Source organism: Curtobacterium sp. MCPF17_011, from assembly GCF_003234145.1.
Classification (GTDB): Bacteria; Actinomycetota; Actinomycetes; order Actinomycetales; family Microbacteriaceae; genus Curtobacterium.
Window position 1 is genome coordinate 188,919 of sequence record NZ_QKSK01000001.1, and the last position, 25,462, is coordinate 214,380.

At 67.6% G+C, this 25,462-nt stretch carries 35 protein-coding genes; 1 reads left to right on the forward strand and 34 read right to left on the reverse strand.

Annotated elements, in window-relative coordinates:
• Window positions 1-79 precede the first annotated feature (79 nt).
• The 20 genes from rplO to rpsJ form a co-directional block, all read right to left on the reverse strand.
• The gene (gene rplO, locus DEJ25_RS00895) at window positions 80-544 is read right to left on the reverse strand and encodes a 50S ribosomal protein L15 (protein ID WP_110903556.1); all 465 of its coding nucleotides are present in this window, start codon (window positions 542-544) and stop codon (window positions 80-82) included.
• Complete coding sequence (gene rpmD, locus DEJ25_RS00900) at window positions 541-726, reverse strand: 50S ribosomal protein L30 (protein WP_022906355.1); 186 nt, start codon at window positions 724-726, stop codon at window positions 541-543. The genes rplO and rpmD overlap by 4 nt, the downstream gene beginning before the upstream one ends.
• A complete protein-coding gene (gene rpsE, locus DEJ25_RS00905) occupies window positions 726-1,598 on the reverse strand; it encodes a 30S ribosomal protein S5 (protein WP_110903557.1) in 873 nt (290 codons plus the stop codon). The genes rpmD and rpsE overlap by 1 nt, the downstream gene beginning before the upstream one ends.
• A complete protein-coding gene (gene rplR, locus DEJ25_RS00910; protein WP_110824233.1) occupies window positions 1,595-1,972 on the reverse strand; it encodes a 50S ribosomal protein L18 in 378 nt (125 codons plus the stop codon). Before rplR ends, rpsE begins: the two co-directional genes overlap by 4 nt.
• A 2-nt stretch (window positions 1,973-1,974) precedes the next feature.
• Window positions 1,975-2,511: a 50S ribosomal protein L6 gene (gene rplF, locus DEJ25_RS00915; RefSeq protein WP_110903558.1), complete on the reverse strand. Its 537-nt coding sequence runs from the start codon at window positions 2,509-2,511 to the stop codon at window positions 1,975-1,977.
• 6 nt (window positions 2,512-2,517) lie between these two features.
• Window positions 2,518-2,916, reverse strand: coding sequence for a 30S ribosomal protein S8 (gene rpsH / locus DEJ25_RS00920; RefSeq protein WP_110903559.1), 399 nt, complete (start codon window positions 2,914-2,916; stop codon window positions 2,518-2,520).
• 158 nt (window positions 2,917-3,074) lie between these two features.
• On the reverse strand, window positions 3,075-3,665 hold the full coding sequence (rplE, locus tag DEJ25_RS00925; RefSeq protein WP_110903560.1) for a 50S ribosomal protein L5: 591 nt from the start codon (window positions 3,663-3,665) through the stop codon (window positions 3,075-3,077).
• Window positions 3,665-4,018: a 50S ribosomal protein L24 gene (gene rplX / locus DEJ25_RS00930; protein WP_110903561.1), complete on the reverse strand. Its 354-nt coding sequence runs from the start codon at window positions 4,016-4,018 to the stop codon at window positions 3,665-3,667. The genes rplE and rplX overlap by 1 nt, the downstream gene beginning before the upstream one ends.
• 3 nt (window positions 4,019-4,021) lie before the next feature.
• Entirely contained in the window at window positions 4,022-4,390 is a 369-nt protein-coding gene (rplN, locus tag DEJ25_RS00935) for a 50S ribosomal protein L14 (RefSeq protein ID WP_110903562.1), read from the reverse strand.
• Window positions 4,391-4,421: 31 nt separating this feature from the next.
• A complete protein-coding gene (gene rpsQ, locus DEJ25_RS00940; protein WP_110903563.1) occupies window positions 4,422-4,706 on the reverse strand; it encodes a 30S ribosomal protein S17 in 285 nt (94 codons plus the stop codon).
• Entirely contained in the window at window positions 4,706-5,026 is a 321-nt protein-coding gene (gene rpmC, locus DEJ25_RS00945; protein WP_110903564.1) for a 50S ribosomal protein L29, read from the reverse strand. Before rpmC ends, rpsQ begins: the two co-directional genes overlap by 1 nt.
• On the reverse strand, window positions 5,026-5,445 hold the full coding sequence (rplP, locus tag DEJ25_RS00950) for a 50S ribosomal protein L16 (RefSeq protein WP_110903565.1): 420 nt from the start codon (window positions 5,443-5,445) through the stop codon (window positions 5,026-5,028). Before rplP ends, rpmC begins: the two co-directional genes overlap by 1 nt.
• A 2-nt stretch (window positions 5,446-5,447) precedes the next feature.
• Window positions 5,448-6,260, reverse strand: coding sequence for a 30S ribosomal protein S3 (gene rpsC / locus DEJ25_RS00955; RefSeq protein WP_110903566.1), 813 nt, complete (start codon window positions 6,258-6,260; stop codon window positions 5,448-5,450).
• Window positions 6,260-6,652 (reverse strand): 50S ribosomal protein L22, encoded by a 393-nt coding sequence (gene rplV, locus DEJ25_RS00960; protein ID WP_111043490.1) that lies wholly within the window; start codon window positions 6,650-6,652, stop codon window positions 6,260-6,262. Before rplV ends, rpsC begins: the two co-directional genes overlap by 1 nt.
• Window positions 6,653-6,677: 25 nt before the next feature.
• Entirely contained in the window at window positions 6,678-6,959 is a 282-nt protein-coding gene (rpsS, locus tag DEJ25_RS00965; protein ID WP_017885529.1) for a 30S ribosomal protein S19, read from the reverse strand.
• 11 nt (window positions 6,960-6,970) lie between these two features.
• Complete coding sequence (gene rplB / locus DEJ25_RS00970) at window positions 6,971-7,810, reverse strand: 50S ribosomal protein L2 (protein WP_110903568.1); 840 nt, start codon at window positions 7,808-7,810, stop codon at window positions 6,971-6,973.
• 18 nt (window positions 7,811-7,828) lie between these two features.
• Window positions 7,829-8,128, reverse strand: coding sequence for a 50S ribosomal protein L23 (gene rplW, locus DEJ25_RS00975; RefSeq protein WP_110824245.1), 300 nt, complete (start codon window positions 8,126-8,128; stop codon window positions 7,829-7,831).
• Window positions 8,125-8,784 (reverse strand): 50S ribosomal protein L4, encoded by a 660-nt coding sequence (rplD, locus tag DEJ25_RS00980; RefSeq protein ID WP_111043491.1) that lies wholly within the window; start codon window positions 8,782-8,784, stop codon window positions 8,125-8,127. The genes rplW and rplD overlap by 4 nt, the downstream gene beginning before the upstream one ends.
• A gap of 2 nt (window positions 8,785-8,786) precedes the next feature.
• A complete protein-coding gene (gene rplC, locus DEJ25_RS00985; protein WP_110903570.1) occupies window positions 8,787-9,440 on the reverse strand; it encodes a 50S ribosomal protein L3 in 654 nt (217 codons plus the stop codon).
• Window positions 9,441-9,454: 14 nt separating this feature from the next.
• Window positions 9,455-9,763: a 30S ribosomal protein S10 gene (rpsJ, locus tag DEJ25_RS00990; protein ID WP_110824248.1), complete on the reverse strand. Its 309-nt coding sequence runs from the start codon at window positions 9,761-9,763 to the stop codon at window positions 9,455-9,457.
• A gap of 502 nt (window positions 9,764-10,265) precedes the next feature.
• On the opposite strand from rpsJ, the gene DEJ25_RS00995 reads away from it, so the two are divergent.
• Window positions 10,266-11,063: a TrmH family RNA methyltransferase gene (locus DEJ25_RS00995; RefSeq protein WP_111043492.1), complete on the forward strand. Its 798-nt coding sequence runs from the start codon at window positions 10,266-10,268 to the stop codon at window positions 11,061-11,063.
• A 62-nt stretch (window positions 11,064-11,125) separates the two neighbouring features.
• Here DEJ25_RS00995 and DEJ25_RS01000 read toward each other — a convergent pair whose 3' ends face one another.
• The 14 genes from DEJ25_RS01000 to DEJ25_RS01065 form a co-directional block, all read right to left on the reverse strand.
• Window positions 11,126-11,923 carry a DarT ssDNA thymidine ADP-ribosyltransferase family protein gene (locus DEJ25_RS01000; RefSeq protein WP_110903572.1) on the reverse strand — a complete coding sequence of 266 codons (798 nt, stop codon included), beginning with the start codon at window positions 11,921-11,923 and terminating at the stop codon, window positions 11,126-11,128.
• 98 nt (window positions 11,924-12,021) lie between these two features.
• Window positions 12,022-12,999: a DNA topoisomerase IB gene (locus DEJ25_RS01005; protein WP_111043493.1), complete on the reverse strand. Its 978-nt coding sequence runs from the start codon at window positions 12,997-12,999 to the stop codon at window positions 12,022-12,024.
• 138 nt (window positions 13,000-13,137) lie between these two features.
• The gene (tuf, locus tag DEJ25_RS01010) at window positions 13,138-14,325 is read right to left on the reverse strand and encodes an elongation factor Tu (protein WP_110903574.1); all 1,188 of its coding nucleotides are present in this window, start codon (window positions 14,323-14,325) and stop codon (window positions 13,138-13,140) included.
• Window positions 14,326-14,473: 148 nt separating this feature from the next.
• The gene (gene fusA / locus DEJ25_RS01015) at window positions 14,474-16,588 is read right to left on the reverse strand and encodes an elongation factor G (RefSeq protein WP_110903575.1); all 2,115 of its coding nucleotides are present in this window, start codon (window positions 16,586-16,588) and stop codon (window positions 14,474-14,476) included.
• Window positions 16,589-16,675: 87 nt separating this feature from the next.
• A complete protein-coding gene (gene rpsG, locus DEJ25_RS01020) occupies window positions 16,676-17,146 on the reverse strand; it encodes a 30S ribosomal protein S7 (RefSeq protein ID WP_110903576.1) in 471 nt (156 codons plus the stop codon).
• 5 nt (window positions 17,147-17,151) lie between these two features.
• On the reverse strand, window positions 17,152-17,520 hold the full coding sequence (gene rpsL, locus DEJ25_RS01025) for a 30S ribosomal protein S12 (protein ID WP_058728453.1): 369 nt from the start codon (window positions 17,518-17,520) through the stop codon (window positions 17,152-17,154).
• Between the two features lie 250 nt (window positions 17,521-17,770).
• Entirely contained in the window at window positions 17,771-18,919 is a 1,149-nt protein-coding gene (locus DEJ25_RS01030; RefSeq protein WP_110903577.1) for a hypothetical protein, read from the reverse strand.
• 75 nt (window positions 18,920-18,994) lie between these two features.
• Complete coding sequence (locus DEJ25_RS01035; RefSeq protein ID WP_111043494.1) at window positions 18,995-19,450, reverse strand: DUF6121 family protein; 456 nt, start codon at window positions 19,448-19,450, stop codon at window positions 18,995-18,997.
• Between the two features lie 42 nt (window positions 19,451-19,492).
• Window positions 19,493-20,143, reverse strand: a complete 651-nt coding sequence (locus tag DEJ25_RS01040; protein ID WP_111043495.1) for a hypothetical protein — start codon at window positions 20,141-20,143, stop codon at window positions 19,493-19,495.
• Window positions 20,144-20,309: 166 nt separating this feature from the next.
• The gene (locus tag DEJ25_RS01045) at window positions 20,310-20,999 is read right to left on the reverse strand and encodes a hypothetical protein (RefSeq protein WP_111043496.1); all 690 of its coding nucleotides are present in this window, start codon (window positions 20,997-20,999) and stop codon (window positions 20,310-20,312) included.
• Window positions 21,000-21,001: 2 nt separating this feature from the next.
• Entirely contained in the window at window positions 21,002-21,769 is a 768-nt protein-coding gene (locus DEJ25_RS01050; protein WP_111043497.1) for a PilN domain-containing protein, read from the reverse strand.
• Complete coding sequence (pilM, locus tag DEJ25_RS01055; RefSeq protein WP_258366385.1) at window positions 21,766-22,926, reverse strand: type IV pilus assembly protein PilM; 1,161 nt, start codon at window positions 22,924-22,926, stop codon at window positions 21,766-21,768. The genes DEJ25_RS01050 and pilM overlap by 4 nt, the downstream gene beginning before the upstream one ends.
• On the reverse strand, window positions 22,842-23,687 hold the full coding sequence (locus DEJ25_RS01060; protein WP_111043499.1) for an A24 family peptidase: 846 nt from the start codon (window positions 23,685-23,687) through the stop codon (window positions 22,842-22,844). The genes pilM and DEJ25_RS01060 overlap by 85 nt, the downstream gene beginning before the upstream one ends.
• Window positions 23,684-25,447 carry a hypothetical protein gene (locus DEJ25_RS01065; protein ID WP_258366386.1) on the reverse strand — a complete coding sequence of 588 codons (1,764 nt, stop codon included), beginning with the start codon at window positions 25,445-25,447 and terminating at the stop codon, window positions 23,684-23,686. The genes DEJ25_RS01060 and DEJ25_RS01065 overlap by 4 nt, the downstream gene beginning before the upstream one ends.
• Window positions 25,448-25,462: the final 15 nt, after the last annotated feature.

Genomic DNA, 25,462 nt, shown 5'->3' on the forward strand with positions numbered 1-25,462 from the left:
ACGACGCAGTCTTGCCGGGCCTGCCATCAAGGAAACCGTAACGGCGGCCCGCGCGCAATGCGCGGGCCGCCGACGGGGACTACTTGGTGACGGTGCCGCCCGCCGCCACGATCTTCTCCTCGGCGGATGCCGAGACCTTGTCGACCGTGACCGTGAGCTTCACGCTGATGTCACCCTGACCGAGAACCTTGACCTTCTCGTTCTTGCGGACGGCGCCCTTGGCGACCAGGTCCGCGACGGTGACGTCGCCACCGTTCGGGTAGAGCTCCGCGATCTTGTCCAGGTTCACGGGCTGGTACTCGACGCGGAACGGGTTCTTGAACCCGCGGAGCTTCGGGGTGCGCATGTGCAGCGGCATCTGCCCACCCTCGAAGCCGACCTTGACCTGGTACCGGGCCTTCTGACCCTTGGTACCACGGCCGGCGGTCTTGCCCTTCGACCCCTCACCGCGACCCACACGGGTGCGGTCCTTCTTCGAGCCAGCGGCCGGACGAAGGTGGTGCACCTTCAGGATCTGGACGCGCTCGTTCTTCTCGTCGCTCATGCGTCGACCTCCTCGACCTTCACGAGGTGCGCCACCGTGGCGACGTACCCGCGGTTCTGGGCGTTGTCCTCACGCAGGACCGTACGGCCGATGCGCTTGAGACCCAGGCTGCGGAGCGTGTCGCGCTGGTACTGCTTCTCGCTGATGACGGACTTCGTCTGCGTGATCTTCAGCATGGCCATCAGGCACCTGCCTTCTCGTTCGCGGCGGCACGCGCGGCTGCCTCGGCGTGCAGCAGGCGAGCCGGCACGACGTGGTCGACGGGGAGGCCACGACGTGCTGCGACGGCGCGGGGCTCCTCGAGCTGCTTGAGGGCCTCGACCGTGGCGTGCACGATGTTGATGGTGTTCGACGAGCCGAGCGACTTGCTCAGGACGTCGTGGATGCCGGCGCACTCGAGCACGGCGCGGACCGGACCACCGGCGATGACACCGGTACCGGCAGCGGCCGGACGCAGGAGGACGACGCCAGCGGCGGCTTCACCCTGCACCGGGTGCGGGATCGTGTTGCCGACGCGGGGGACGCGGAAGAAGTTCTTCTTGGCCTCTTCGACGCCCTTCGAGATGGCGGTCGGGACCTCGCGGGCCTTGCCGTAGCCGACGCCGACCAGACCGTTGCCGTCACCGACGACGACGAGCGCGGTGAAGCTGAAGCGACGACCACCCTTGACGACCTTGGAGACGCGGTTGATGGTGACGACGCGCTCGAGGAACTGGCTGTCGCCACCCCGCCCGTTGCGGTCGCCGCCACGGCCACCCTGCTGGCGGTCACGGCCGCCACCGCTGCCGCCACCACGGCGACCACGGTTGTCGACGGAGTCGCGGTTGTTCGAAGCCGAACCCGCCGCGGTCTCGACGGGACGCTCGACGACGGGGACCTCGGGCTCCTTGACCGCGGGGGCCTTGGCGTCTGCGTCGGTCGTCTCGGCAGCGTCGGTGCTCTCCGTGGCGGTGTCCGCCTCGGTCGGCGCCGCAGCGGTCGTGTCGACCTCGGCGTCGGTCGTGGCCTCGGCCTTGACCTCGGCGTCGTCGTTGGTGTTCGCGATGTCGCTCACAGGTTCAGCCCTCCTTCACGGGCACCGTCGGCGATCGCGGCGACGCGACCGGCGTACTTGCTACCACCGCGGTCGAAGACCACGGCCTCGACGCCAGCCGACTTCGCGCGCTCGGCGACGAGCTCGCCGACACGACGGGCCTTGGCGGTCTTGTCGCCGTCGAACGAGCGGAGGTCGGCCTCCATCGTCGATGCGCTGGCGAGGGTGTGACCCTTCGCGTCGTCGATGACCTGGACGAACACGTGACGTGACGAACGGGTGACGGCGAGGCGGGGACGGGTCTCGGTCCCGGTGATCTTCTTCCGGAGACGGTTGTGGCGGCGGGCCTTGGCTGCCGCCTTGCTCTTGCCTCGAGTACGAGTTCCGATGGCCATGATCACTTACCTGACTTTCCGGCCTTGCGGCGCACGATCTCGCCGGCGTAGCGGACACCCTTGCCCTTGTAGGGCTCGGGCTTGCGCAGCTTGCGGATGTTGGCCGCGACCTCACCGACGAGCTGCTTGTCGATGCCGTTCACGGTGACCCGGTTGTTGCCCTCGACGGCGAAGCTGATGCCTGCCGGCGGGTTGACCGTGATCGGGTGGGAGTACCCGAGCGCGAACTCGAGGTCGCTGCCCTTGGCGGCCACGCGGTAACCGGTACCGACGACCTCGAGGCCCTTGGAGTAGCCCTGGGTCACGCCGATGATCTGGTTCGCGATGAGCGACCGGGTCAGGCCGTGCAGCGCGCGGGAGGAACGCTCGTCGTCCGGACGGCTGACGAGGACCTGGTTGTCCTCGACAGTGGCCTGGATGGGCTCAGCGATGACGAGCGTGAGCTCGCCCTTCGGGCCCTTGACGGCGACGTTCTGGCCGTCGACCGAGACGGTCGCTCCGGCCGGGATGTCGATGGGGAGACGTCCGATACGAGACATGATCGATCACCAAACGTAGGCGAGGACTTCCCCACCCACGCCCTTCTGCTCGGCTTCGCGGTCGGTCAGGAGCCCCGAGGAGGTCGACAGGATCGCCACGCCGAGGCCACCGAGGACACGGGGCAGCTCGGTCGACTTCGCGTAGACGCGGAGGCCCGGCTTCGAGACGCGCTTGATGCCGGCGATCGAGCGCTCGCGATCGGGGCCGTACTTGAGTTCGATGGTCAGGGTCTGCCCGACGCGGGCGTCCTCGACCTTCCACTCGCTGATGTAACCCTCGCGCTTGAGGATGTCAGCGATGGTCTGCTTGAGCTTGGAGCTCGGAAGCGAGACGGCGTCGTGGTGCGCCGAGTTCGCGTTCCGCAATCTGGTCAGCATGTCTGCGACCGGATCGGTCATCGTCATGATGCGTATCCGTTCTTCGTCCGGTTTCGATCACCCGTTCCACGAGTGCCGACCTCGACGATCGATGTGATCCCAGGGCGGTTCCCCGGGATCGGTGTGACTTCGTGCGTGCGGGCCGGAGGAGATGAACTCCTCCGGCCCGCACCGCCCGGAGTAGCTTAGACCGTCTGCTCGCCCGAACGGAACGGGAAGCCGAGCTGGCGGAGCAGCGCGCGGCCTTCGTCGTCCGTCTTCGCGGTGGTCACGACGGTGATGTCGAAGCCACGCACGCGGTCGATGCGGTCCTGGTCGATCTCGTGGAACACGCTCTGCTCCGAGAGACCGAAGGTGTAGTTGCCGTTGCCGTCGAACTGGCGGTCGCTCAGCCCACGGAAGTCGCGGATGCGCGGGAGGGCCAGCGACAGCAGGCGGTCCAGGAACTCCCACGCACGGTCACCGCGGAGCGTGACGTGTGCGCCGATGGCCTGGCCCTCGCGCAGCTTGAACTGCGCGATCGACTTGCGGGCCAGCGTGACCTGCGGCTTCTGACCGGTGATCGCCGTGAGGTCCTTGATGGCACCCTCGATGATCTTCGAGTCGCGCGCGGCCTCACCGACACCGGTGTTGACGACGACCTTGACCAGGCCGGGGACCTGGTTCACGTTCGCGTAACCGAACTGCTCGGTCAGCGCCGCCTTGATCTCATCGCGGTACTTCTGCTTGAGGCGCGGCTGAACTTTCTCAGTCGTCGCGGCAGTCGTGTCAGTCATCAGAGCTTCTCACCAGACTTCTTGGCGTAGCGGACGCGGACGGTCTTGGTGACGCCGTCCTTCTCCACCTCTTCGTTGCGGAAACCGACGCGGGTCGGCTTCTTGGTCGTCGGGTCGACGATCGCGACGTTGGACACGTGGATCGGAGCTTCGTGCTGCTCGATGCCACCGGTCTTCGAACCGCGCTGGGTCTGACCGACGCGGACGTGCTTGGTCACGAAGTTGATGCCCTCGACGACCAGACGGTCGCCGCGGACCTCGATGACCTTGCCCTGCTTGCCGCGGTCGCCGCCACGCTCCTGCGTGGCACCGGTGATGACCTGGACCAGGTCACCCTTCTTGATGTTCGCCATGGCTTACAGCACCTCCGGCGCGAGCGAGATGATCTTCATGAACTTCTTGTCACGGAGCTCGCGACCGATCGGCCCGAAGATGCGCGTACCGCGCGGGTCGCCATCAGCCTTGAGGATCACTGCCGCGTTCTCATCGAACTTGATGTAGGAGCCGTCTGCACGACGGGTCTCCTTCTTGGTGCGAACGATGACCGCCTTGACGACGTCACCCTTCTTCACGTTGCCGCCGGGGATGGCGTCCTTCACCGTGGCGACGATGACGTCACCGAGGCCGGCGTAGCGACGACCCGAGCCGCCGAGAACACGGATGGTGAGGATCTCCTTGGCGCCCGTGTTGTCAGCCACCTTCAGGCGGGATTCCTGCTGAATCACTGCTGTCTCCTATTCCGAAGCGGGCCGAGGCCTACTTGGCCTTCTCGAGGATCTCGACCAGGCGCCAGCGCTTCGTGGCGCTGAGGGGACGGGTCTCGCTGATGACGACCAGGTCGCCGATGCCGGCGGAACCCTGCTCGTCGTGGGCCTTGACCTTCGACGTGCGACGGATGACCTTGCCGTAGAGGGGGTGCTTCACGCGGTCCTCGACCTCGACGACGATCGTCTTGTCCATCTTGTCGCTCGTGACGTAGCCACGACGGGTCTTGCGGTAGCCGCGGGTGACGGCGGCGGAGTCCTTCTCTTCGGTGGCCATCAGTTCTCCTCGGCGGTCGCGGCCTCGGTCGACTCAGCCGGCTTCTCGGCCTTCTTCGACGACTTCTTGGCCTTCGGGGCGGTCTCGACGGGCGCGGGCGTGGCACGGATGCCGAGCTCGCGCTCACGGAGCACGGTGTAGATGCGCGCGATGTCGCGCTTGACGGCACGGAGACGGCCGTGGCTCTCCAGCTGGCCGGTGGCCGACTGGAAGCGGAGGTTGAACAGCTCCTCCTTGGCCTTCTTCAGCTCGTCAGCGAGACGCTCGTTCTCGAACGTGTCGAGCTCCGTCGGACGGAGCTCCTTGGAACCGATCGCCATTATGCGTCGCCCTCCTCGCGCTTGATGATGCGTGCCTTGAGGGGCAGCTTGTGAATTGCACGGGTCAGTGCCTCGCGAGCGACGTCGTCGCTCACACCGGCGAGCTCGAAGAGCACGCGACCCGGCTTGACGTTGGCGACCCACCACTCGGGCGAACCCTTACCGGAACCCATTCGGGTCTCAGCCGGCTTCTTGGTCAGCGGGCGGTCCGGGTAGATGTTGATCCACACCTTGCCGCCACGCTTGATGTGACGCGTCATGGCGATACGAGCGGACTCGATCTGACGGTTGGTCACGTAGGCCGGGGTGAGCGCCTGGATTCCGTACTCACCGAAGGAGACCTTCGTGCCACCGGTCGCCTGGCCCGAACGCTTCGGGTGGTGCTGCTTGCGGTGCTTGACTCGACGGGGGATAAGCATGGTTACGCCTCAACTCCTGCGCCGGCCGGCGCGTCCTGCGGGGCCTGCTGCTCGCGACGGTCGCCACCGCGGTCGTTGCGGTCGCCACGGGGGCCGCCGCCACGACGGTCGTTGCCGCCGCCACGACGCTCCGGGCGGGACGAACGCTGGTTCGCCTGCTCGCGAGCGAGCTCCTTGTTCGTGATGTCGCCCTTGTAGATCCAGACCTTCACGCCGATGCGGCCGAACGTGGTCCGGGCCTCGTAGAAGCCGTAGTCGATGTTCGCGCGGAGGGTGTGCAGGGGCACGCGGCCCTCGCGGTAGAACTCCGAACGGGACATCTCGGCGCCGCCGAGGCGGCCCGACACCTGGATGCGGACACCCTTGGCACCGGCGCGCTGTGCACCCTGCAGGCCCTTGCGCATGGCGCGACGGAACGCGACACGAGCGGAGAGCTGCTCGGCGATGCCCTGCGCGACGAGCTGGGCCTCGGTCTCGGGGTTCTTGACCTCGAGGATGTTGAGCTGGATCTGCTTCTTGGTGAGCTTCTCGAGCTCGCTCCGGATGCGCTCGGCCTCGGCGCCGCGGCGACCGATGACGATGCCCGGGCGCGCCGTGTGGATGTCCACGCGGACGCGGTCGCGGGTGCGCTCCAGCTCGATACGGGCAACGCCCGCGCGGTCGAGGCTCTTCGTCAGGAACTGACGGATCTTGACGTCCTCGGCCACGAAGTCGGCGTAACGCTGACCCTTCTTCGTGCTGTCGGCGAACCAGTGGGAGATGTGGTCCGTCGTGATCCCGAGACGGAAGCCGTACGGGTTGACCTTCTGGCCCATTACTTGCTCGCCTTCTTGCTCGTCGCGGCGGCCTCGGCCTCATCCGGCGTCGCGAGGACGACCGTGATGTGGCTGGTGCGCTTTTTGATGCTGAAGGCCCGGCCCTGGGCACGCGGCTGGAACCGCTTCAGGGTCGTTCCCTCATCGACGTAGACGCTGCTCACGTAGAGATCGCGCTCGTCGAGGAAGCTGTTCGTCGAGTCAGCCTTGACCCGTGCGTTCGCGATCGCCGAAGCGACCAGCTTGTACACGGGCTCCGAAGCGCCCTGGGGGGCGAACTTCAGGATGGCGAGCGCCTCGTGGGCCTGCTTGCCGCGGATCAGCTGGATGACGCGACGGGCCTTCTGAGGCGTGACGCGGATGTGTCGCACGCGTGCGATCGACTCCACCATTTCGTTCCTCCTCTTCGTCGCCGCCTTAGCGGCGACGGCCCTTCTTGTCGTCCTTCACGTGGCCGCGGAAGGTGCGGGTCGGCGCGAACTCGCCGAGCTTGTGACCGACCATCGACTCGGTGACGAACACCGGGATGTGCTTCCGGCCGTCGTGCACCGCGATGGTGTGACCGAGCATGTTCGGGACGATCATCGACCGTCGCGACCACGTGCGGATCACGTTCTTGGTGTTGGCCTCGTTCTGCGTGACGACCTTGCGGAGCAGGTGCTCGTCGACGAAGGGGCCCTTCTTCAGACTGCGTGGCATCTTCGGAACTCCTACTTGCGCTTCTTGCCGGCGTTACGGCGACGGACGATGAGCTTGTCGCTCGGCTTGTTCGGCTTGCGCGTACGGCCCTCGGACTGGCCCCACGGGCTGACCGGGTGACGGCCACCGGAGGTCTTGCCTTCACCACCACCGTGCGGGTGGTCGACCGGGTTCATCGCGACACCACGCACCGTCGGGCGGACGCCCTTCCAGCGCATGCGGCCGGCCTTGCCCCAGTTGATGTTCGACTGTTCGGCGTTGCCGACCTCGCCGATCGTGGCGCGGCAGCGGGCGTCGACGTTCCGGACTTCACCCGACGGCAGACGGAGCTGCGCGTAGGGGCCGTCCTTGGCGACGAGACGCACCGAGGCGCCGGCGGAGCGGGCGAGCTTGGCGCCGCCACCGGGGCGGAGCTCGATCGCGTGCACGACCGTACCCACGGGGATGTTGCGCAGCGGCAGGTTGTTGCCGGGCTTGATGTCAGCGCCGGGGCCCGTCTCGACGACGTCGCCCTGCTTGAGCTTGTTCGGCGCGATGATGTAGCGCTTGGTGCCGTCCACGAAGTGCAGGAGCGCGATGCGCGCCGTGCGGTTCGGGTCGTACTCGATGTGTGCGACCTTGGCGTCGACACCGTCCTTGTCGGCACGACGGAAGTCGATCACGCGGTACTGGCGCTTGTGGCCACCACCGATGTGACGCGTCGTGATGCGACCCGAGCTGTTCCGGCCACCGGTCTTCGGCAGCGGACGGAGCAGGGACTTCTCCGGGGTCGAGCGGGTGATCTCGGCGAAGTCGGCGACCGAGGAGCCGCGACGACCGGGGGTCGTGGGCTTGTAGTTACGAATAGCCATGATTTATCCCTCTGGTCCTCAGCCGACAGCCGTGAAGATGTCGATCGAACCGGACTTGAGCGTCACGATGGCGCGCTTGGTGTCCTTGCGCTTGCCGATCCCGAACTTGGTCCGGCGGGTCTTGCCCGGACGGTTCAGCGTGTTGATGCCGGCGACCTTGACGTCGAAGATCTTCTCGATCGCGAGCTTGATCTCGGTCTTGTTCGCACGGGGGTCCACGAGGAACGTGTACTTGCCCTGGTCGATGAGGCCGTAGCTCTTCTCCGACACGACCGGCGAGATGATGATGTCGCGCGGGTCCTTGTTGAAGCCGCTCATGCGGTGATCTCCTTCGCGGTCTTCGACGCGATGAAGGCGTCGAGGGCGCTCTTGCTGAAGACGACGGCGTCCGCACGGAGGACGTCGTAGGCGTTCAGCTGGCCGTACGAGAGCGCGTGGACGTTCGGCAGGTTGCGGACGCTCTTGAGCGTCAGCTCGTCGCCCGACTCGAGCACGATGAGCACGTGCTTGACGGGTGCGACCTTCTCGAGCAGCGTGCGGGCGGTCTTGGTCGACGGCAGTTCTGCCTCGACGAAGCCCTCCACAGCGGAGATGCGGCCACCGCGGGCACGGTCCGAGAGCGAGCCGAGCAGAGCTGCGGCGATCATCTTCTTCGGGGTGCGCTGCGAGTAGTCACGCGGGGTCGGTCCGTGGACGACGCCACCACCGGTGTGCTCCGGGGCGCGGACCGAACCCTGACGGGCGCGGCCGGTGCCCTTCTGCTTGAACGGCTTGCGACCCGAACCGCGGACTTCGCCACGGTTCTTGGTCTTGTGGGTGCCCTGACGCGCGGCGGCGAGCTGCGCGGTGACGACCTGGTGGATGAGCGGGACGTTGGTCTCGACGTCGAAGATCGCTGCGGGGAGCTCGACGGAGCCGGACTTCACGCCCGAGGCGTCGAGGACGTCGATCGTGGTTGCGGTCGTGGTGGCCATGATCACTTACCCTTCACGGCGGTGCGGACGAAGACGGAACGGCCACGAGCACCGGGGACGGCGCCCTTGACGAGCAGCAGACCCTTCTCGGCGTCGACGGCGTGGACCGTGAGGTTGAGGACGGTCACGCGGTCGCCACCCATACGACCGGCCATGCGCATGCCCTTGAAGACACGCGACGGGGTCGAGGAGGCGCCGATGGAACCGGGCTTGCGGTGGTTGCGGTGCGAACCGTGCGAGGCGGAGACACCGGCGAAGTTGTGACGCTTCATGACACCGGCGAAGCCCTTGCCCTTGCTGGTGCCGACGACGTCGACCTTCTGGCCGGCCTCGAACGTGTCGACGGTCAGCTCCTGACCGAGCGAGTACTCCGCGGAGTCGTTCGTGCGGATCTCGGTGAGGGTGCGTCGCGGCGTGACACCGGCGGCCTCGAAGTGGCCAGCGGCCGGCTTGTTCACCTTGCGGGGGTCGATCTGGCCCGCGGCGATCTGGATCGCCTCGTAGCCGTCGCGCTCGATGTTCCGGATCTGGGTGACCACGTTCGGGCCGACCTCGATCACGGTGACGGGGATGAACTTGTTGTTCTCGTCCCACACCTGGGTCATCCCGAGCTTCTTGCCGAGGAGGCCCTTGACGGTCTTGGTTGAGTTCGCCATGAGTTCCAGCCCCCTTACAGCTTGATCTCGATGTTGACGTCGGCCGGGAGGTCGAGACGCATGAGCGAGTCGACGGCCTTCGGCGTCGGGTCGACGATGTCGATGACCCGCTTGTGCGTGCGCTTCTCGAAGTGCTCGCGCGAGTCCTTGTACTTGTGAGGGGAACGGATCACGGGGATCACGTTCTTCTCGGTGGGGAGCGGCACCGGGCCGACCACGGTCGCACCGGCACGGGTCACCGTGTCGACGATCTTCCGGGCCGACGTGTCGATGACCTCGTGGTCGTACGACTTGAGCCGGATGCGGATCTTCTGTCCCGCCATGTGTTTTCCTGTCCTCTCTTGCGCCGCGCACCCTCAGGCCGCCTGACGCCGCCGGGGCTCCGCTGTCGCGTGCCCGGCTGTTTACGTGAACCACCGGCTCCATCCGCAGGGATGACCGCTGTTCTCCTGTCAACCGCGCGAGTACCCGGGGCACACGCGTGGGCATGTCGTCACCCGCGCACCGTGGTGCTGGCGGATGTCGATCGTGTTCTGCTGCCTGCGGCCCAACCCAGCCCTGCTGAACAGGGGGGTTGTGCACTGCCAGAGCAGTGACCCCACGGGCGCGAACGCCCGCGGAATTTCGGAACCGCACAAGTCTCGCATAGGCCATGCCTCCGTGCAACCCGGGCGTGTCGCGATCTCGACGGCGTGTTGCGGAGCGCGTGACGAGCCTCCCGGCCGGGCTCCCACTGCCGGTCCGAAGTCCGGACTGGAGGCACTGCCCGCGCCTGCCAGGTCGGCCCCCGTCGGGCCCTCGGAACGCCGCTGCTAGCCTTCGCGCATGCCCGATCTCGATGTGCTCGCCGATCCTTCCGACCCCGCCGTCCAGCGGCTCAGCGACCTCGCCAAGCCCGCCCGCGGGGCCGTCCGGACCGCGATCATCGAGGACCAGGAGCCGCTCGTGCAGGCCCTCCACGCGGGAGTCCGGTTCATCGAGGTCTACGGCGAGTCCACGCGGGAGTTCCCCGACGACCTCGCGGCTCTCTGCGCCGAGCTCCGGGTGCCGGTCCGGCTCGTCGAGCCGGCCGTGCTCACCAAGGTGTTCCGCAGCGAGAAGCGCCCGAAGGTCTTCGGCGTCGCGAACATCCCCGCACCGGCCCGTTTCTCGGCGCTGGCAGAGGGCACCGGCGATGTGCTGGTCCTCGACGGGGTGAAGATCGTCGGCAACATCGGCGCCATCGTCCGGACCGCCGTCGGCCTCGGCGCACGCGGGGTCGTCCTCGTCGACAGCGACCTGCCGACCATCGCCGACCGCCGGGTCGTCCGCGCGAGCCGCGGTCACGTGTTCTCGGTCCCGGTGCTGCTGGAGTCACGGGAGCGGGTCGCCCGCTGGCTCGCCGAGTCCGGCCTGCGGGTCGTCGACGTGGACATGGACGGCTCGCTCTCGCCCGAGTCGCTCGGCGAGCTCGAGGGTGACGTGGCCCTGCTGCTCGGTGCCGAGAAGACCGGCGCATCGGACGTGCTGCAGGACCTCGCGGCGGACACGGTCTCGGTGCCGATCGACAGCCGCGTCGAGTCGCTCAACGTGTCCGTGGTCGCCGGCATCGTCCTCTACGCCCGCAGCCGACGCAGCGCCTGACCCCGGACACCACGACGCCCCGGCCCGCACGTGCGGTCCGGGGCGTTCTGTGCATCCGGGGATCAGTCCTCGGGCAGCGGCGGGACGAACCACGGCGGGAAGACGGCCACACGCGGAGCGGGCCCACCGTGTTCGGCGAAGACGGCCTTCACCTGCTGACGGACCTTGTCGTTCGGCACCCCCACCAGGGCGACCGAGGACATCGGCACCTGTGGGCCGGCGAGCAGCTCCACGCCGTGCATCGACGGGTCGGTGATGTCGGTGCGGCGGAGCAGGTTGGTCGCTGCATCCGGCCCGACGGCGAAGCGCACGTCCGGGTCGTCGGCGTCGGTGTCGGCCAGGATCACGGACGCACCGAAGGCGGTCGTCGGGACCACGAGGACGACGAACTCGGTCGCGCGGGTGCGCCGGGCGGCGTCGGACCAGCGGTCCTCCTCGGCTCCGGAGCGCAGCTCGTCCCACCGGCGGGCGTCGGGCGAGAGGGTGAACGGGACGTGGCCGGCCACGCTCGAACCGTCTGGGGCGGTGGCCGCACCACGGGCCTCCCGGGTGGCGGCGGAGCTGACGTCCACGGCCGGCGTGGCCTGGTCCGACGCGAGGATCGCGCCGTCCGCCACGATGCCCGCCAGGTTGTCGATGTGGGTGACGTGGTGCGCGCGGAGCGCACCGAAATCCCGGGTCGCCGGCAGCACCTGCTCGGGGACCTTGCCGCCCGGCGTCGACGGGGTCGACCGCAGTGACGTGGTCACGCGGGTCCGACGCGGCGTCGGGGTCTTGATGATGTCCTCCGGATCACGCTGCCGTGGGGAGCAGATGTCGCAGAGTTCGATGGGGAAACCGTGGATGCACTCGTCGGTCACGACTGATGGGTCCTTCCGTGCCTCGTGGGGTGGGCGGGCACGACCACCAACGCTACGTCATCACGGCACTGCCTGCGACCGTTCACCACTCCACCACGTCATTGTCGGTAGAGCAGCGCCCGGACCTCGGACTCGGCCGCGTGCAGACGTTGGGGGTCGATCGTCTCGCCGTGCTCGTACGCGTCGAGCAGCCTGGGGTCGATATAACTCTGTCTCGCGACGGTCGGTGTGTTGCCCAGGACATCGCTCGCGGCCTTGACGGCGTGCGAGATGGCCTTCTTCCGCTTCGCCTGACTCGACAGTACGCCGGTCTGGGCCAGGTCGACGGCGGCCGCGACCGTCCCGTGCAGCGTCCGGAAGTCCTTCGCGGTGAAGTCCTCCCCCGCACGCTCCTTGACGTAGGCGTTGATGTCCTCAGCGGTCACCGGCTCCCAGTCGTCACCGCGGCGCTCTCGGAACGAGAGCAGGCGGGCGTTCGGACCGCGACGCTTCATGCCGACGAGCACGCGCGCCAGGTCCGCGTCGTGGATCGTCGACGACCACGCCTGGTGGCTCTTGCCGGGGAACTCGAGCTCGATGTCATCGCCCGAGATGTGGGCGTGCGTGCAGAGGAGCGTCGACAGGCCGTGGCTGCCGTGCTCGGTGGCGTACCGCTCGGACCCGACGCGCAGGGAACCCTGGTCGAGCATCCGGAACGCCGCGGCCAGCGCACGGCGTCGGTCCGGCTCCGGACGGCGCAGGTCCTGTGTCACCATCCGTCGCGCGGCTGGCAGGGACTCAGCCAGGGCGAGCGCACGGTCGTACTTGATCTTGTCCATGCGATCGCGCCAGGACGGGTGGTACATGTACTGCCGTCGTCCGGCGCCGTCGATGCCGGTCGCCAGGATGTGCCCGTTCTCGTACGGCGAGATCCACACGTCGTCCCACGCCGGCGGGATGACGAGGTCCTCGAGACGCTGGCGGACCTCCGGATCGGTCACGGTCGTACCGTGCGGGTCCTTGTACGAGAAGCCCTTGCCGCTCCGAACGCGGTGGTAGCCCCGACCCTTGGTCGAGGAACGGCGCAGACGTGTCACGTTCCTGATGCAACACCATGGGGGCTGCCCGACTGAGCAGGAACGTACCCCGGTGCGCGTGCTGGCCCGGACGGCCGGGCCGAACGGAAAGCGGGGCCGGACCCGAAGGTCCGACCCCGCTGACGCAAGTGACCGGAGTTACTTGATGATCTTCTCGACCGTGCCGGCGCCGACCGTACGACCACCCTCACGGATGGCGAAGCGGAGGCCCTCTTCCATGGCGATCGGCTGGATCAGCTCGACCGTCATGGCGACGGTGTCACCGGGCATGACCATCTCGGTGCCCTCGGGCAGCGTGATGACGCCGGTGACGTCCGTGGTGCGGAAGTAGAACTGCGGACGGTAGTTCGCGTAGAACGGGTTGTGACGACCGCCCTCTTCCTTGTTCAGGATGTACGCGTTCGCGGTGAACTCGGTGTGCGGCGTGACCGAACCCGGCTTCACGACGACCTGGCCGCGCTCGACGTCCTCGCGCTTGAGGCCACGGATGAGCAGACCGGTGTTGTCACCGGCGACTGCCTTGTCCAGCAGCTTGCGGAACATCTCGATGCCCGTGACCGTGGTCTTCTGGGTCGCCTTGATGCCGACGATCTCGACCTCGGAGTTGATGTCCAGCTCGCCACGCTCGACGCGACCGGTGACGACGGTGCCACGACCGGTGATCGTGAAGACGTCCTCGATCGGCATGAGGAACGGCTGGTCGGTGGCGCGCACCGGGTCCGGGACGTTCTCGTCGACGGCGGCCATCAGGTCCTGGACGGACTTGACCCACTTCTCGTCGCCCTCGAGCGCCTTGAGCGCCGAGACCTGCACGACGGGGGCGTCCTCGTCGAACTCCTGCGAGCCGAGGAGCTCGCGCACCTCGAGCTCGACGAGCTCGAGGATCTCCTCGTCGTCCACCATGTCGGCCTTGTTCAGCGCGACGACGATGTACGGGACGCCGACCTGGCGGGCGAGCAGCACGTGCTCACGCGTCTGGGGCATCGGGCCGTCGGTGGCGGCGACCACGAGGATCGCGCCGTCCATCTGGGCCGCACCGGTGATCATGTTCTTCACGTAGTCAGCGTGACCAGGAGCGTCGACGTGCGCGTAGTGGCGCTTCTCCGTCTGGTACTCGACGTGCGAGATGTTGATCGTGATGCCGCGCTGGCGCTCTTCGGGAGCGTTGTCGATCTGCGCGAAGTCGCGGGCCTCGTTGAGGTCCGGGTACTGGTCGTGCAGAACCTTGGTGATCGCCGCCGTGAGCGTGGTCTTGCCGTGGTCGACGTGACCGATGGTTCCGATGTTGACGTGCGGCTTGGTCCGCTCGAACTTGGCCTTGGCCACTGTGGGTCCTCCTCAGGACTCGGATGCGTCGCCCCCAGCAGGACCTGGTCGGTCCTGCGCTGTTGGCGCGCGGTGTGTGTGTCTCTACTTTACTTGGTGGCGAGGGGCCCGTCGCCGGGCACCCTCGCCTGGGGATGACGCGGGAGCGTCAGGCCCCGGTGCTCTTCTGGATGATCTCGTCCGCCACGTTGCGCGGGACCTCGTTGTAGGTCTCGAACACCATGGAGAAGACAGCACGACCAGAGGTCTTGGAGCGCAGGTCGCCCACGTAGCCGAACATCTCGGACAGCGGGACGCTCGCACGGACCACCTTGACGCCGGACGCATCCGTCATCTCGGAGATCTGGCCACGACGCGAGTTCAGGTCGCCGATGACGTCGCCCATGTACTCCTCGGGCGTACGGACCTCGACGGCCATGATCGGCTCGAGCAGCACGGGACCGGCCTTGCGGGCCGCTTCCTTGTACGCGATCGAGCCGGCGATCTTGAACGCCATCTCGGACGAGTCGACGTCGTGCGCCGCGCCGTCCTTGAGGGTCGCCTTGACACCGACGGTCGGGAAGCCGGCGAGGACGCCGACCTGCATCGCGTCCTGGATGCCCGCGTCGACCGAGGGGATGTACTCACGCGGGACGCGACCACCGGTCACGCCGTTCACGAACTCGTACACCTTCTCAGCGGTGACGGGCATCGGCTCGAGCGCGATCTGCACCTTCGCGAACTGACCGGAACCACCGGTCTGCTTCTTGTGGGTGTAGTCGTAGCGCTCGACGACCTTGGTCAGGGTCTCGCGGTAGGCCACCTGCGGCTTGCCGACGTTCGCCTCGACCTTGAACTCACGCTTCATGCGGTCGACGAGGATGTCGAGGTGGAGCTCGCCCATGCCCTTGATCGTCGTCTGACCGGTCTCGGCGTTCTGCTCGACGCGGAACGTCGGGTCTTCTTCAGCGAGCTTCTGGATGGCGACGGAGAGCTTCTCCTGGTCGGCCTTCGTGTTCGGCTCGATCGCGACCTCGATGACCGGCTCCGGGAACGTCATCGACTCGAGGACGACCTGGTTGGACGGGTCGCACAGGGTGTCACCCGTGGTGGTGTCCTTGAGGCCGATGACCGCGTAGATGTGACCGGCGGTGACCGAGTCGACCGGGTTCTCCTTGTTGGAGTGCATCTGGAAGATCTTGCCGATGCGCTCCTTCTTGCCCTTGGTCGAGTTGATGACCTGGGCACCGGAGTCGATGTGACCGGAGTACACGCGGACGTAGGTGAGGCGACCGAAGAACGGGTGCACCGCGACCTTGAACGCGAGCGCCGAGAAGGGCTCGGAGGACTCCGGCTTGCGGATGATCTCGACCTCTTCGTCCTTGACGTCGTGGCCGATCATCGGCGGCACGTCGAGGGGCGAGGGGAGGTAGTCGATGACCGCGTCGAGCATCGGCTGCACGCCGCGGTTCTTGAAGGCCGAGCCACAGAGGATCGGGTAGACCTCGGAGTTGATCGTCAGCTTGCGGATCGCAGCCTTGATCTCGGCCTTGGTCAGCTCTTCGCCACCGAAGTACTTCTCGAGCAGTGCGTCGTCGGTCTCCGCGACACGCTCGACGAGCTTGGCGCGGTACTCCTCGGCACGCTCCTGGAGGTCCGCGGGGATCTCCTGGACCTCGTACTGGGCGCCCATGGTGACGTCACCCTTGGCATCGCCCGGCCACACCTTGGCGTGCATCTCGATGAGGTCGATGACGCCGGTGAAGTCGTTCTCGGCACCGATCGGGAGCTGGAGCACGAGCGGCTCCGCACCGAGGCGGTTGATGATCGTGTCGACGGTGAAGTAGAAGTCAGCGCCGAGCTTGTCCATCTTGTTGACGAAGCAGATGCGCGGGACGTTGTACTTGTCCGCCTGACGCCACACGGTCTCGGACTGGGGCTCGACGCCCTCCTTGCCGTCGAAGACGGCGACCGCGCCGTCGAGGACGCGGAGCGAACGCTCCACCTCGACCGTGAAGTCCACGTGACCCGGGGTGTCGATGATGTTGATCTGGTTGTTGTCCCAGAAGCAGGTCGTCGCGGCCGACGTGATCGTGATGCCGCGTTCCTGCTCCTGCGCCATCCAGTCCATCGTGGCAGCGCCGTCGTGGACCTCACCGATCTTGTGCGTGATGCCCGTGTAGAACAGGATGCGCTCGGTCGTCGTGGTCTTGCCGGCATCGATGTGCGCCATGATGCCGATGTTGCGGACCTTGTTCAGGTCGGTGAGCACGTCCTGTGCCACAGGTTCCTCCGGGAGAGTTGTAGGAGAGGGTGGCGGCCGTCCGGGTGCCGCGGCTCTTGGCCGAGGCACCCGGACGGTGCCGGATGACTACCAGCGGTAGTGCGCGAAGGCCTTGTTCGACTCGGCCATCTTGTGGGTGTCCTCACGGCGCTTGACCGCGGCACCGAGACCGTTCGACGCGTCGAGGATCTCGTTCATGAGACGCTCGGTCATCGTCTTCTCGCGACGGCCCTTGGCGTACGAGGTCAGCCAGCGGAGCGCGAGGGTGTTCGCGCGGTGCGGCTTGACCTCGACCGGGACCTGGTAGGTCGAGCCACCGACGCGGCGGCTGCGGACCTCGAGGGTCGGTCGGACGTTGTCGAGCGCCTTCTTGAGCGTGACGACGGCGTCCTGGCCGTTCTTGGAGGAGACCCCTTCGAGCGCGTCGTAGACGATGCGCTCGGCGAGGCCCTTCTTGCCGTCGAGGAGGATCTTGTTGACGAGCTGGCTGACGACGGGGGCGCCGTAGACCGGATCGGCGACGACGGGGCGCTTCGGGGCGGGACCCTTACGAGGCATCTAACTCAACCCTTCTTCGCACCGTAGCGGCTACGAGCCTGCTTACGGTTCTTGACGGCCTGGGTGTCCAGGGCACCGCGGATGATCTTGTAACGCACACCCGGGAGGTCCTTCACACGACCGCCGCGGACGAGCACCATCGAGTGCTCCTGGAGGTTGTGGCCCTCACCGGGGATGTAGGCCGTGACCTCGGTGCCGTTCGAGAGCTTCACACGAGCGACCTTGCGCAGGGCGGAGTTCGGCTTCTTCGGGGTGGTGGTGTAGACGCGGGTGCACACGCCACGCTGCTGGGGGTTCGCCTTCAGTGCCGGCGCCTTGGTCTTGACGACCTTGGGCGTACGACCCTTGCGAACGAGCTGCTGGATGGTAGGCAACTGTTCTCCTGGTTCTTCGCTCGTGCTCTCTGGCCGACGCGGTCCGTCGGCTTCCTCATCCCACGCGGACCAACGCCTGACGGCGGAGGGAGATGGGGGATGGAGTGATCGGGAGGCCAGAGGCCTGCAAGATCTGGGCGCGCCCGAAGGCGCACACCCGGAAGAGCCTAGCCGTCGCGACAGACGAGGTCAATCCGTGGTAGGTCGGACACCGGCGCGTCCGCTGTGGGCGTGACCGGGGTCGTCGACGTCAGGACCCGGAGTCGGACTGGCCGTTGCCGACGGCCGACACGAAGGTCGCTCCGTCGTCGCTGAACGCGGTGATCCACCCCGAGGCGTTCACCGTGATCGGCCCGGCGGTGGCGGTGCCCCGGCCGGCCGGACCGGTGAACTGCGCCCGGAACGTCGCCGATCCCGCCGAACGGGTCTCGACCGCCCATCCCTTCGACGCCCAACCCCCGACGGCGACCGACGGTCGCGCATCGAGCGTCCATTCCTGGTCGGAGTAGGTGTTCGCCGGGTCCTCGCCGTAGGCGTAGAAGCTGCAGCCGTCGGGAGCTGCGGAGGTCGAGGCAACACAGGCGTCCACCCACGCGTCCACGGCGGTCGACGCCGCCTGTGCCCCCGCGTCGGTCAGGGTCGTCGCCACCACGACCGGGGTGCCGGCAGCGCCGAAGCCCGGGACCGCCGCGGTCGAGTCCGTCGCCGTGAACCACTTGCCCCCGTCGAGGTGCACCCCGTACGAGCCCGGGAACGCGCGGAGGTCAGCAGCACCGGAAGCGTCGGTCCGGACGTCGACGCCCGCGACGTGCACGGTGCTGCGTGGCGGCCCCTGCACGACGACCTGCACCGACCCCAGCGCCGGCGCCCGCAGCGACCAGACGGGGAAGACACCCCAGTCGGTGCCCGACCGCTCGAGTTCGAACGTCGCCGGGACGATCCGGCCCGCCTGGGTCAGCACGGCCTGGACGGTCGCCCGGTCCGACCCCTGCTGGACGGAGGTGATCCGGTGCGCCGTGATCTTGTCCCCGGCACGCGCGTAGGCCGCGTCCGTGAGGAGCACGTCGTCGCGGCCGCGGTCGATGCCGGCGGTCCGGAGGGCGTCGGCGAGGTGGCCGTGCTCGACGTCGTCCAGGAAGGACTCCACGGGCCGCTCGGCCGAGTGGCTGTCCGATCCGACCGACCACCCGATGCCCCCGGCGACGACGAGCAGGACCACTGCTGCGACACCGGCCACGATCCCGACGACAACGCCACGGCGCATCGGTCGACGTCCGCCGCTCGAGGTCGGCGACGACTGGGTGAGGGTCATGGCGGGCGGCAGCACACGGTCGCCGTGCAACGACTCGTCGTCCGGCACCGACTCCCAGCCCGGCGTGCGGTCAGCTCGGTCGGTCATCGGTCCCCCATGGTGCATCGGTCAGCGCTTCCCCGGAATCGTACCGGCCGGGGCGGGGGTGGGCCGCGCCTCCCGTCAGTCCTGTGGACGGACCGGCGGCCGCTGTGACCCCTGTGGATGACTCGCCTGCCAGCGCACCGCGGAGATGCCGCCGACGACGGTCACGAGGGCGACGACGACCGCACCCACCACGAAGGGACTGAGGGCGTAGCCCGCGGGGAACACCAGGAGCTCGGCGACGTCGGACCGGACCAGGGCGTAGCCCACCGCACCGACCCCGAGCATGACGAGGTAGGTGGTCGCGGCGGCGACCAGACCGGTGACGCCGGGATTGCCCTCCCGGGCGCCCATCGCGGTCGAGAGGAACACGACGAGTGCAGCGCCGACGACCATCGCCGGGCCGAGGTACGGGGTCGCGTCGGGCTGGCGGATCGCCTCGGCATCGGCGAGCAGGGCTTCGAAGCCCGCCACCGCGATGACGAGCGCGATGAAGAGGACGGACGTCATCGTCGCCACCAACCACCGGGACATGGGCCGATCGTAGCCCTCCCCTGCTGACGGGCCGCGACGCGGCTACGGGGCGTCGGCGCGTTCCGGCTCGGAGGCGTGGTCGGCGGACCGCTGGGTCGTGTCGTGCCGCGTCCGGTGCTGCTGCGTCGTGTGCTGCGGGCCCGTGTGCTGCTGGGCCGTGTGCTGCTGGGTCGCGGCTCGGACGAGGGCGAGGGCGATCGTCGCGGTGATGACGGGGACGGACTCCGTCATCGGGGCGGGGGCATCGGTACCGGTGCCGGTTCCCGTTCCGGGCACGGGCACGGGCACGGCCACGGCCGGGAGGCTCGGGGCCGTGTCGTCGACGGATGTCACGTCGTCGTCGTGGTCGCGGAGCGCGGGACCGATGACGGGGAGGACCGCGGTGGTCGTCGGCAGTTCGGCGTGGAGGTCGGGGCGACGAGTCTCAGACGATCCGGTCACGCGGCGGCGGGCTCGGCGCAGACCCATCCGGACCAGGACGACGGCCGCGACGACCGCCCAGATGCCGTTGACGATGGTCGACGGCACGGCGTGGTGCGCGGCGACGTTGACCGCCACGGAGACTCCTCCGACCAGGTTGAACAGCTGGTACACCGGGCCGTTCGGGATCTTGCCGAGCGAGAAGAGCAAGTAACCGGCAAGAACGGTCACTGCTCCGAACCATCCGAGGAACTCGATGACACCGACGAACACGCGCGACTCCGGGCACGACGAGGAGCGCCCGTTTCGAGGGGCGTCCGAGAGGGAGATGGGCAGCCGCGACCGCGGGCCCGAGCAGCATCGTAAGGGGAGCCGGCGGCGCGGCGGAAGTGGGAGCGGCGTGGCGGGGTGGCCCCGGTGGGGGGGGCTCCGAGACCGACTAACCCTCGGTGTCGGGTGAGCTGGACGAACTGGGCGCTGTCGTGGGGACCGCTGCGGGATCACCGGACAGGACGTAGATCGTTCCTCCGAACGTCCAGGTCGCCGCGCTGGACTCCTCTCCGGAGGTCTCCGCCGATGACGTGATGTTCGTGACGAGGAACAGACGCTCGCCGGTCTGCACGCCCTTGAGGAACGCGCGGGCCTGGTCGAAGGAGCCGGTCACGCCGACCGAGACAGCGATGGTGCTGAAGTTGGCCGCGGTCACGGACGCATCGGTGGCCGGCATGGGAGCGGCGTCGTTGCCAGCGGAAGCACTCGCGTCGTCCGCGGAGCTCTCGGGGCTCGTGTAGGCGACCGGATCCGCCGTGGTGATGGACGAGATGGTCACGCCCGACGCCGCCGCCACGGCGTTCAGCTCCCGGTAGAAGCCGGCCGTGGACACAGTGGACGGAACAGAGGCTTGGAGGGCAGCCAGGGCCTGCTTCTGCGCGTCGAGCGTCTTGTTCTCCTCGCGGAGCTTGGCCAGCTCCAGACGAGACTGCTGATTCCGCTGCTCGATCGCAACACGCTGCCCGTCATTGTCCGACGCCGCTGTGAGTTGCGGTTGGACGCCGAGGAAGAACCCGCCAGCGACCACGACGATCGCGGCCAGCAAGGCGACCACGAGGAAGAGCCGGTTTCTGCTCACGATCAGTTCCCCTTGCCCTTGTACCGGTTGTCGTACGCGCCTTCATCGACGTGGAGGGTGAGACTCGCCGTGTAGGCAGTACCCGTCTCCTCGGAGAGGGTCACCGAATTCGCCGTCCCGTCCACGAACCCGGGCAGACTCCGGAGCGAGTCCAACCAATCCGGCACCTGCGGAAGTGTCGGGCTGCTCGCGGTGAAGGTGAGGGTCGCGACTCGGGCGCCCTGCAGCGCAGATGTGCCCTGCGGGTACGGGGACGTCGCCGTGGCCGAATCCGCCGTGACGGTCGTGATGCTCACCCCCACCGGAAGCGACTTCTGAACCGCGTCGAGGTAAGCCGACCAGTCGATCTCCGTGGACCCGCCGACACGCTGGGCAGCACTCGAACGGGCGGTTTCCTTGACTGTGGACTGGAGGTCGGAGAACTCCCGCTTCTGTGCCAGCAGGGCAGCTGTCTCGCTTTGCGCCGCAGAGAGTTCGGAGGCCGACTGGAGGTTCAACGCACTGACCCCGATGATGGCGACGACCGTGACGAACGCGAGGACGAGAACGCCCAGCCAGGCGCGTCGGACTCCGGCTCGCTGCCGGCGATGGACGTGGACCTCGCCCGGGAGGAGGTCGACGCGTGGAGTCGCGCCGACGAGGGCTGCCGTCGACTTGGATCCGCGCGACGGCTTGCTCGAAGCCGCCGCCTTCTTCACAGAGGCGCGCGGATCGGGGCCCCCGCCGGACTTCCCCCGTGCGGTGACGGACGGCTCGTGGACGGTGGTCATGCTGCGGCGCTCCCGACGGCCAGACCGAACGCGGTGGCGATGGAGGTTGCGCGATGACGGACGGACTCCAAGGAGATCGAGCGCGCGACTGCCACTCCCGTGAAGGGATCGCCGACAACGGTCGGTATGCGGTTGGAAGACTCGATCTCCGCAGCGATCCCGCTGAGCCGCGCTCCGCCGCCCGACAGGACGACCTGCGCGACCGACTGCCCAGGACGTGTGTTCACGAAGTAATTGAGCGTGTTGCGGATGCTGGCGAGCAGTTCCGCGGTCGACTCGTGCAGCACAGCGAGGGCGCGAGCGTCGTCGGCAGTTCGAGCACTGCCGTCGAGCCCGAGGTGTCGCTTCACGACTTCGGCCGCCTCGCGATCGATCTCCAAGCGGCCGGCAAGGGTCTTCGTGAAGTCCTCCCCGCCGACGGGGATGATGCGCACGAACTGTGGAACGCCGTCGACGAGGATGACGACGCTGGTGGTCTCTGCGCCGAGTTCGACGAGCGCGATCGTGCCGTTCCGCTCGGGTCGTCGAACGAGCACACGGCTCAGGGCGAACGGGATGAGGTCGACGCCGGATGGGTTCAGTCCTGCGAGTTGTAGCGCGCGGACGTTGTTGAGCACCGCGTCCTTGACCGCTGCGATCAGCAGCCCGTGCAACACCGGTCCGGTTTCCGACTGCCCTTCGGCCGTCGGGTAGAAGTCGAGGATCGCGTCGCCGACGGGGACCGGGAGCATTTCCTGGACTTGGAACGGGAGAGATTCGCGGATCTGAGCGAGCGGCGCACGAGGCACCGTGAGGTCGCGGGAGAGAACTCGTTGGTTGCCCATCCCGATGACGACGTTCTTGCTGCGGAACCGACCGAGCGCCCACAGCTCTTTCAACGCGGTGGCGACCGTGTTCGGCTCGAGCACCTCACCTCGATGGACCGAGTCCTCGGGAGTGGGTACCTCTGCGAACCGGACGATCGTCGGCCGAGCACGGTTGGCGTCCGCGACCTCGACAGCTCGGATCGCTGAGCCGGAGAAGTCGAGGCCGACGACGGTCTTGGCCATGAGTGTCAGTTCCGTTCTGAGTCTCAAGAGAGACCGATGAGAGAGAGGTACGCCTCGAACAGGCGGTCGCCGAAGAAGACCCCGCACCAGGCACCGGCCAGCATCCACGGGCCGAAGGGAATCCCACTCTTCCGACCGACACGTCGGAGGAGCAAGAGGACGATCGAGACGGTACCTCCGAGGAAGAACGCGGCGAAAGCTCCCACTGCGAGGGGCCCCCAACCGAGGTACGCGAGGACGAACCCGAGGACGAGCGCCAGCTTCACGTCTCCCAGGCCCATTCCCCTGGGGACTGCCAGCGCAAGCGCCAGGTAGAAGGCCCCGAGACCGAGTGAACCGATGACGCCCCGGGAGGATGCTGCCCAGTCGCCACTCACGAGCGACGTCACGACACCGAGAGCGACGACGACGGCCAACGACGGCAAGACCAATGCATCCGGGAGTCGGTGGGTGTCGAGGTCGATCAACGCCAACGCGACGCTGATCGCCGCCAGGAACAGCAAGGCCACGAGCATGAGCGCCTGCGCTGCGATCGCACGCCCGTCGGCCCCTCGGACGATGTCCGGGAGGACGTGCGCCCCGACGACCACGAAGGCCGTGGCCGTGAGGAGCTCCACGGCGGGGTACCGGCCCGAGATAGGAGCAGCACAGTCACGACATCTCCCGCGGAGCACGAGCCAGGAGACGACCGGGACGTTGTCCCGGGCACGGATCTCGTGCGCGCACCGGGGGCAGGCACTCCTCGGATGCACGACCGAAACGCCAGCTGGAACTCGGTGGACGACGACGTTGAGGAACGAACCGATGATGAGCCCGAGGACGGCGGTCAGACCGACGAAGTACACGAGGAAGAAGGCCGTCGCATTCATCGGTTGCCCCCGTCCGCCCGATAGGCCGCGACGACCTCTCCGACGGTGGTGATCCCGTAGGTGGTCGTCACGGGGTTGAGGAACTTCGGCGGTGAGAGGTACTTGAGTCGGGAGTCGTACTGGTACTTCTTGATGTACCCGTTGTCGCCGCTCGAGACGATGCCGCGGAACTTCTGAGCGATCGCCCCCTTGACCGTCAAGGTGCCTCGGAGCCCGCCCTTGTCGTAGTTCTGCACTCCGAACGTATGCGCGACCGAGATGACAGCCGCGTCGATCTCTCGGTTCGTGTCTCCGAGGAGTGCGCCGTTCGTGGTCGAAGTGCAGGTACGCGGGTACCAGTACGAACCACAGTCGTAGCTCGTCGTCGACGTGCCGACCGGGTTCCAGACCCACACCGCGTTCGTGGCCGTGAGGCCGAGGACGTCCGAGCTGGCGTCGTTGTACGTGATGTTCCCCGTTGCGTAGAGGTAGTTCTCGGAAGCGATGGTGAGCTTCCCCTGCAGCTTCCCCTTGACGAAGACGTCTCCGTTCCGAGATCCGTAGGCACACGGAGCAGAAGAGGAGGCGAACGTCGGTGCTGTCTCACCCGCGAGCGGGTACCCCACACCGTTGCCCTGGTTGCACGTGGCGGGGAGCACACTCGTGCTCGTGTAGTTCTGGTCGGTCTTCGCGGACGGGACGTTCTGGACGTAGATCAGGTTGTTGTCCGGGACCGGAACGGTCGCGCCGTTGGCGGAACCGAGCTTCCCGGTTCCGGTCCCGGGCTCGCCACAAGGCTGATCCGTCGACTGCGTGGATGCGATGGCACTGCCGTCGTCACCGGCCCAGCGGGTCTGCCGCGTGTAGGGCGACTTGACGATCATCTTCCCGACGCCGTCGACCACGGTGAACTGGATGTCGGTCGGCCCCGTGTAGAGGCAGCCGGGTCGGGGAACGTCGGTACGGAGGTCAGTTCGCGTCTCGCGCTTCTGCTGCGCGTTCGTCGCGGGCATGTCGATGGAGGACTCGAAGCCGGGTTGCGTCGTCCCGGCGGGGAACTGCTGTCCCGTGCACGAGTTGTTGTTCGAGTCGACCGCCGCGTACGTCTTCCCGCTGGCCGGCTTCCAGGAGGTCGTGACCGAGGTGGAGAAGGTCGCTTGACAGATCCGCATCGTGTCGTTCGAGTGCGCGGGCCCCGCGATGACGTCTCCCGATCCGAAGGCGATCTCGTTGCAGCCGGTCGAAGGACGACCGGCGTACGCGTACCGAGCGCAGTTCGTCGCGCTCTTGCCCGAGAGCTGTGGATCCTGGATCTCGTAGTCCGAGAAGTACAGGAAGTCGATGAACCCCTGCTGTCGAACACTTGCGGTGACGGACCGGACGGAGTTCCCGACCTTCCCCGTTGCACGGATCTTGATGGTGCCGTCCACGAGGTACCGGTGGTTGTCGACCTCGTACCGGTACTTGGCGCTGTCGCCACTGGACGGCACGGTCGCCCATGTGCCGGACACGCCGGTGCCGAACGCGGGGTTCGCGTCGGTCGGCAGACGGACCGTCCCCGCACTGGCGTTCTTGGTGGTGTACTGCGCGTCGGGGTTGCCGTACTGCGTGTAACCGGTGTCGTTCGCGAGACGCGCCTGGTAGTCCTGGATCCCTGCGTACGCAGCGCTGAGCGCCCCGTTCCAGTCCTGGTCATTGTCGGCTTTCCGGAGACCGGAGGTCGCCACCGTCAACGAGGTCGTGACCATCACGACGATGACCATGCCGAAGATGATCACCATCGCCATCGCCATACC

Excerpts from the sequence above, each read along its gene's own strand:
- rplC (WP_110903570.1), bottom strand. The coding sequence starts at position 9,440 with ATGGCGAACTCAACCAAGACCGTCAAGGGCCTCCTCGGCAAGAAGCTC.
- DEJ25_RS01050 (WP_111043497.1), bottom strand. The coding sequence starts at position 21,769 with ATGACCACCGTCCACGAGCCGTCCGTCACCGCACGGGGGAAGTCCGGC.
- rplB (WP_110903568.1), bottom strand. The coding sequence starts at position 7,810 with ATGGCTATTCGTAACTACAAGCCCACGACCCCCGGTCGTCGCGGCTCC.
- DEJ25_RS01060 (WP_111043499.1), bottom strand. The coding sequence starts at position 23,687 with ATGAATGCGACGGCCTTCTTCCTCGTGTACTTCGTCGGTCTGACCGCC.
- rplD (WP_111043491.1), bottom strand. The coding sequence starts at position 8,784 with ATGGCCACCACGACCGCAACCACGATCGACGTCCTCGACGCCTCGGGC.
- DEJ25_RS01035 (WP_111043494.1), bottom strand. The coding sequence starts at position 19,450 with ATGTCCCGGTGGTTGGTGGCGACGATGACGTCCGTCCTCTTCATCGCG.
- rpsH (WP_110903559.1), bottom strand. The coding sequence starts at position 2,916 with ATGACGATGACCGATCCGGTCGCAGACATGCTGACCAGATTGCGGAAC.
- rpsS (WP_017885529.1), bottom strand. The coding sequence starts at position 6,959 with ATGCCACGCAGTCTGAAGAAGGGCCCCTTCGTCGACGAGCACCTGCTC.
- rpsC (WP_110903566.1), bottom strand. The coding sequence starts at position 6,260 with ATGGGCCAGAAGGTCAACCCGTACGGCTTCCGTCTCGGGATCACGACG.
- rpsG (WP_110903576.1), bottom strand. The coding sequence starts at position 17,146 with ATGCCTCGTAAGGGTCCCGCCCCGAAGCGCCCCGTCGTCGCCGATCCG.
- rplX (WP_110903561.1), bottom strand. The coding sequence starts at position 4,018 with ATGGCGAACATCAAGAAGGGTGACCTGGTCCAGGTCATCACCGGTGCC.
- rplF (WP_110903558.1), bottom strand. The coding sequence starts at position 2,511 with ATGTCTCGTATCGGACGTCTCCCCATCGACATCCCGGCCGGAGCGACC.
- rpmC (WP_110903564.1), bottom strand. The coding sequence starts at position 5,026 with ATGGCGATCGGTTCCAAGGAGCTCCGTCCGACGGAGCTCGACACGTTC.
- DEJ25_RS00995 (WP_111043492.1), top strand. The coding sequence starts at position 10,266 with ATGCCCGATCTCGATGTGCTCGCCGATCCTTCCGACCCCGCCGTCCAG.
- rpmD (WP_022906355.1), bottom strand. The coding sequence starts at position 726 with ATGGCCATGCTGAAGATCACGCAGACGAAGTCCGTCATCAGCGAGAAG.
- rpsQ (WP_110903563.1), bottom strand. The coding sequence starts at position 4,706 with ATGGCCACCGAAGAGAAGGACTCCGCCGCCGTCACCCGCGGCTACCGC.
- rplR (WP_110824233.1), bottom strand. The coding sequence starts at position 1,972 with ATGGCCATCGGAACTCGTACTCGAGGCAAGAGCAAGGCGGCAGCCAAG.
- rplP (WP_110903565.1), bottom strand. The coding sequence starts at position 5,445 with ATGCTTATCCCCCGTCGAGTCAAGCACCGCAAGCAGCACCACCCGAAG.
- rplV (WP_111043490.1), bottom strand. The coding sequence starts at position 6,652 with ATGGTGGAGTCGATCGCACGCGTGCGACACATCCGCGTCACGCCTCAG.
- DEJ25_RS01065 (WP_258366386.1), bottom strand. The coding sequence starts at position 25,447 with ATGGTGATCATCTTCGGCATGGTCATCGTCGTGATGGTCACGACCTCG.
- rplE (WP_110903560.1), bottom strand. The coding sequence starts at position 3,665 with ATGACTGACACGACTGCCGCGACGACTGAGAAAGTTCAGCCGCGCCTC.
- rplW (WP_110824245.1), bottom strand. The coding sequence starts at position 8,128 with ATGAGCGGCTTCAACAAGGACCCGCGCGACATCATCATCTCGCCGGTC.
- DEJ25_RS01030 (WP_110903577.1), bottom strand. The coding sequence starts at position 18,919 with ATGACCGACCGAGCTGACCGCACGCCGGGCTGGGAGTCGGTGCCGGAC.
- rplO (WP_110903556.1), bottom strand. The coding sequence starts at position 544 with ATGAGCGACGAGAAGAACGAGCGCGTCCAGATCCTGAAGGTGCACCAC.
- rpsJ (WP_110824248.1), bottom strand. The coding sequence starts at position 9,763 with ATGGCGGGACAGAAGATCCGCATCCGGCTCAAGTCGTACGACCACGAG.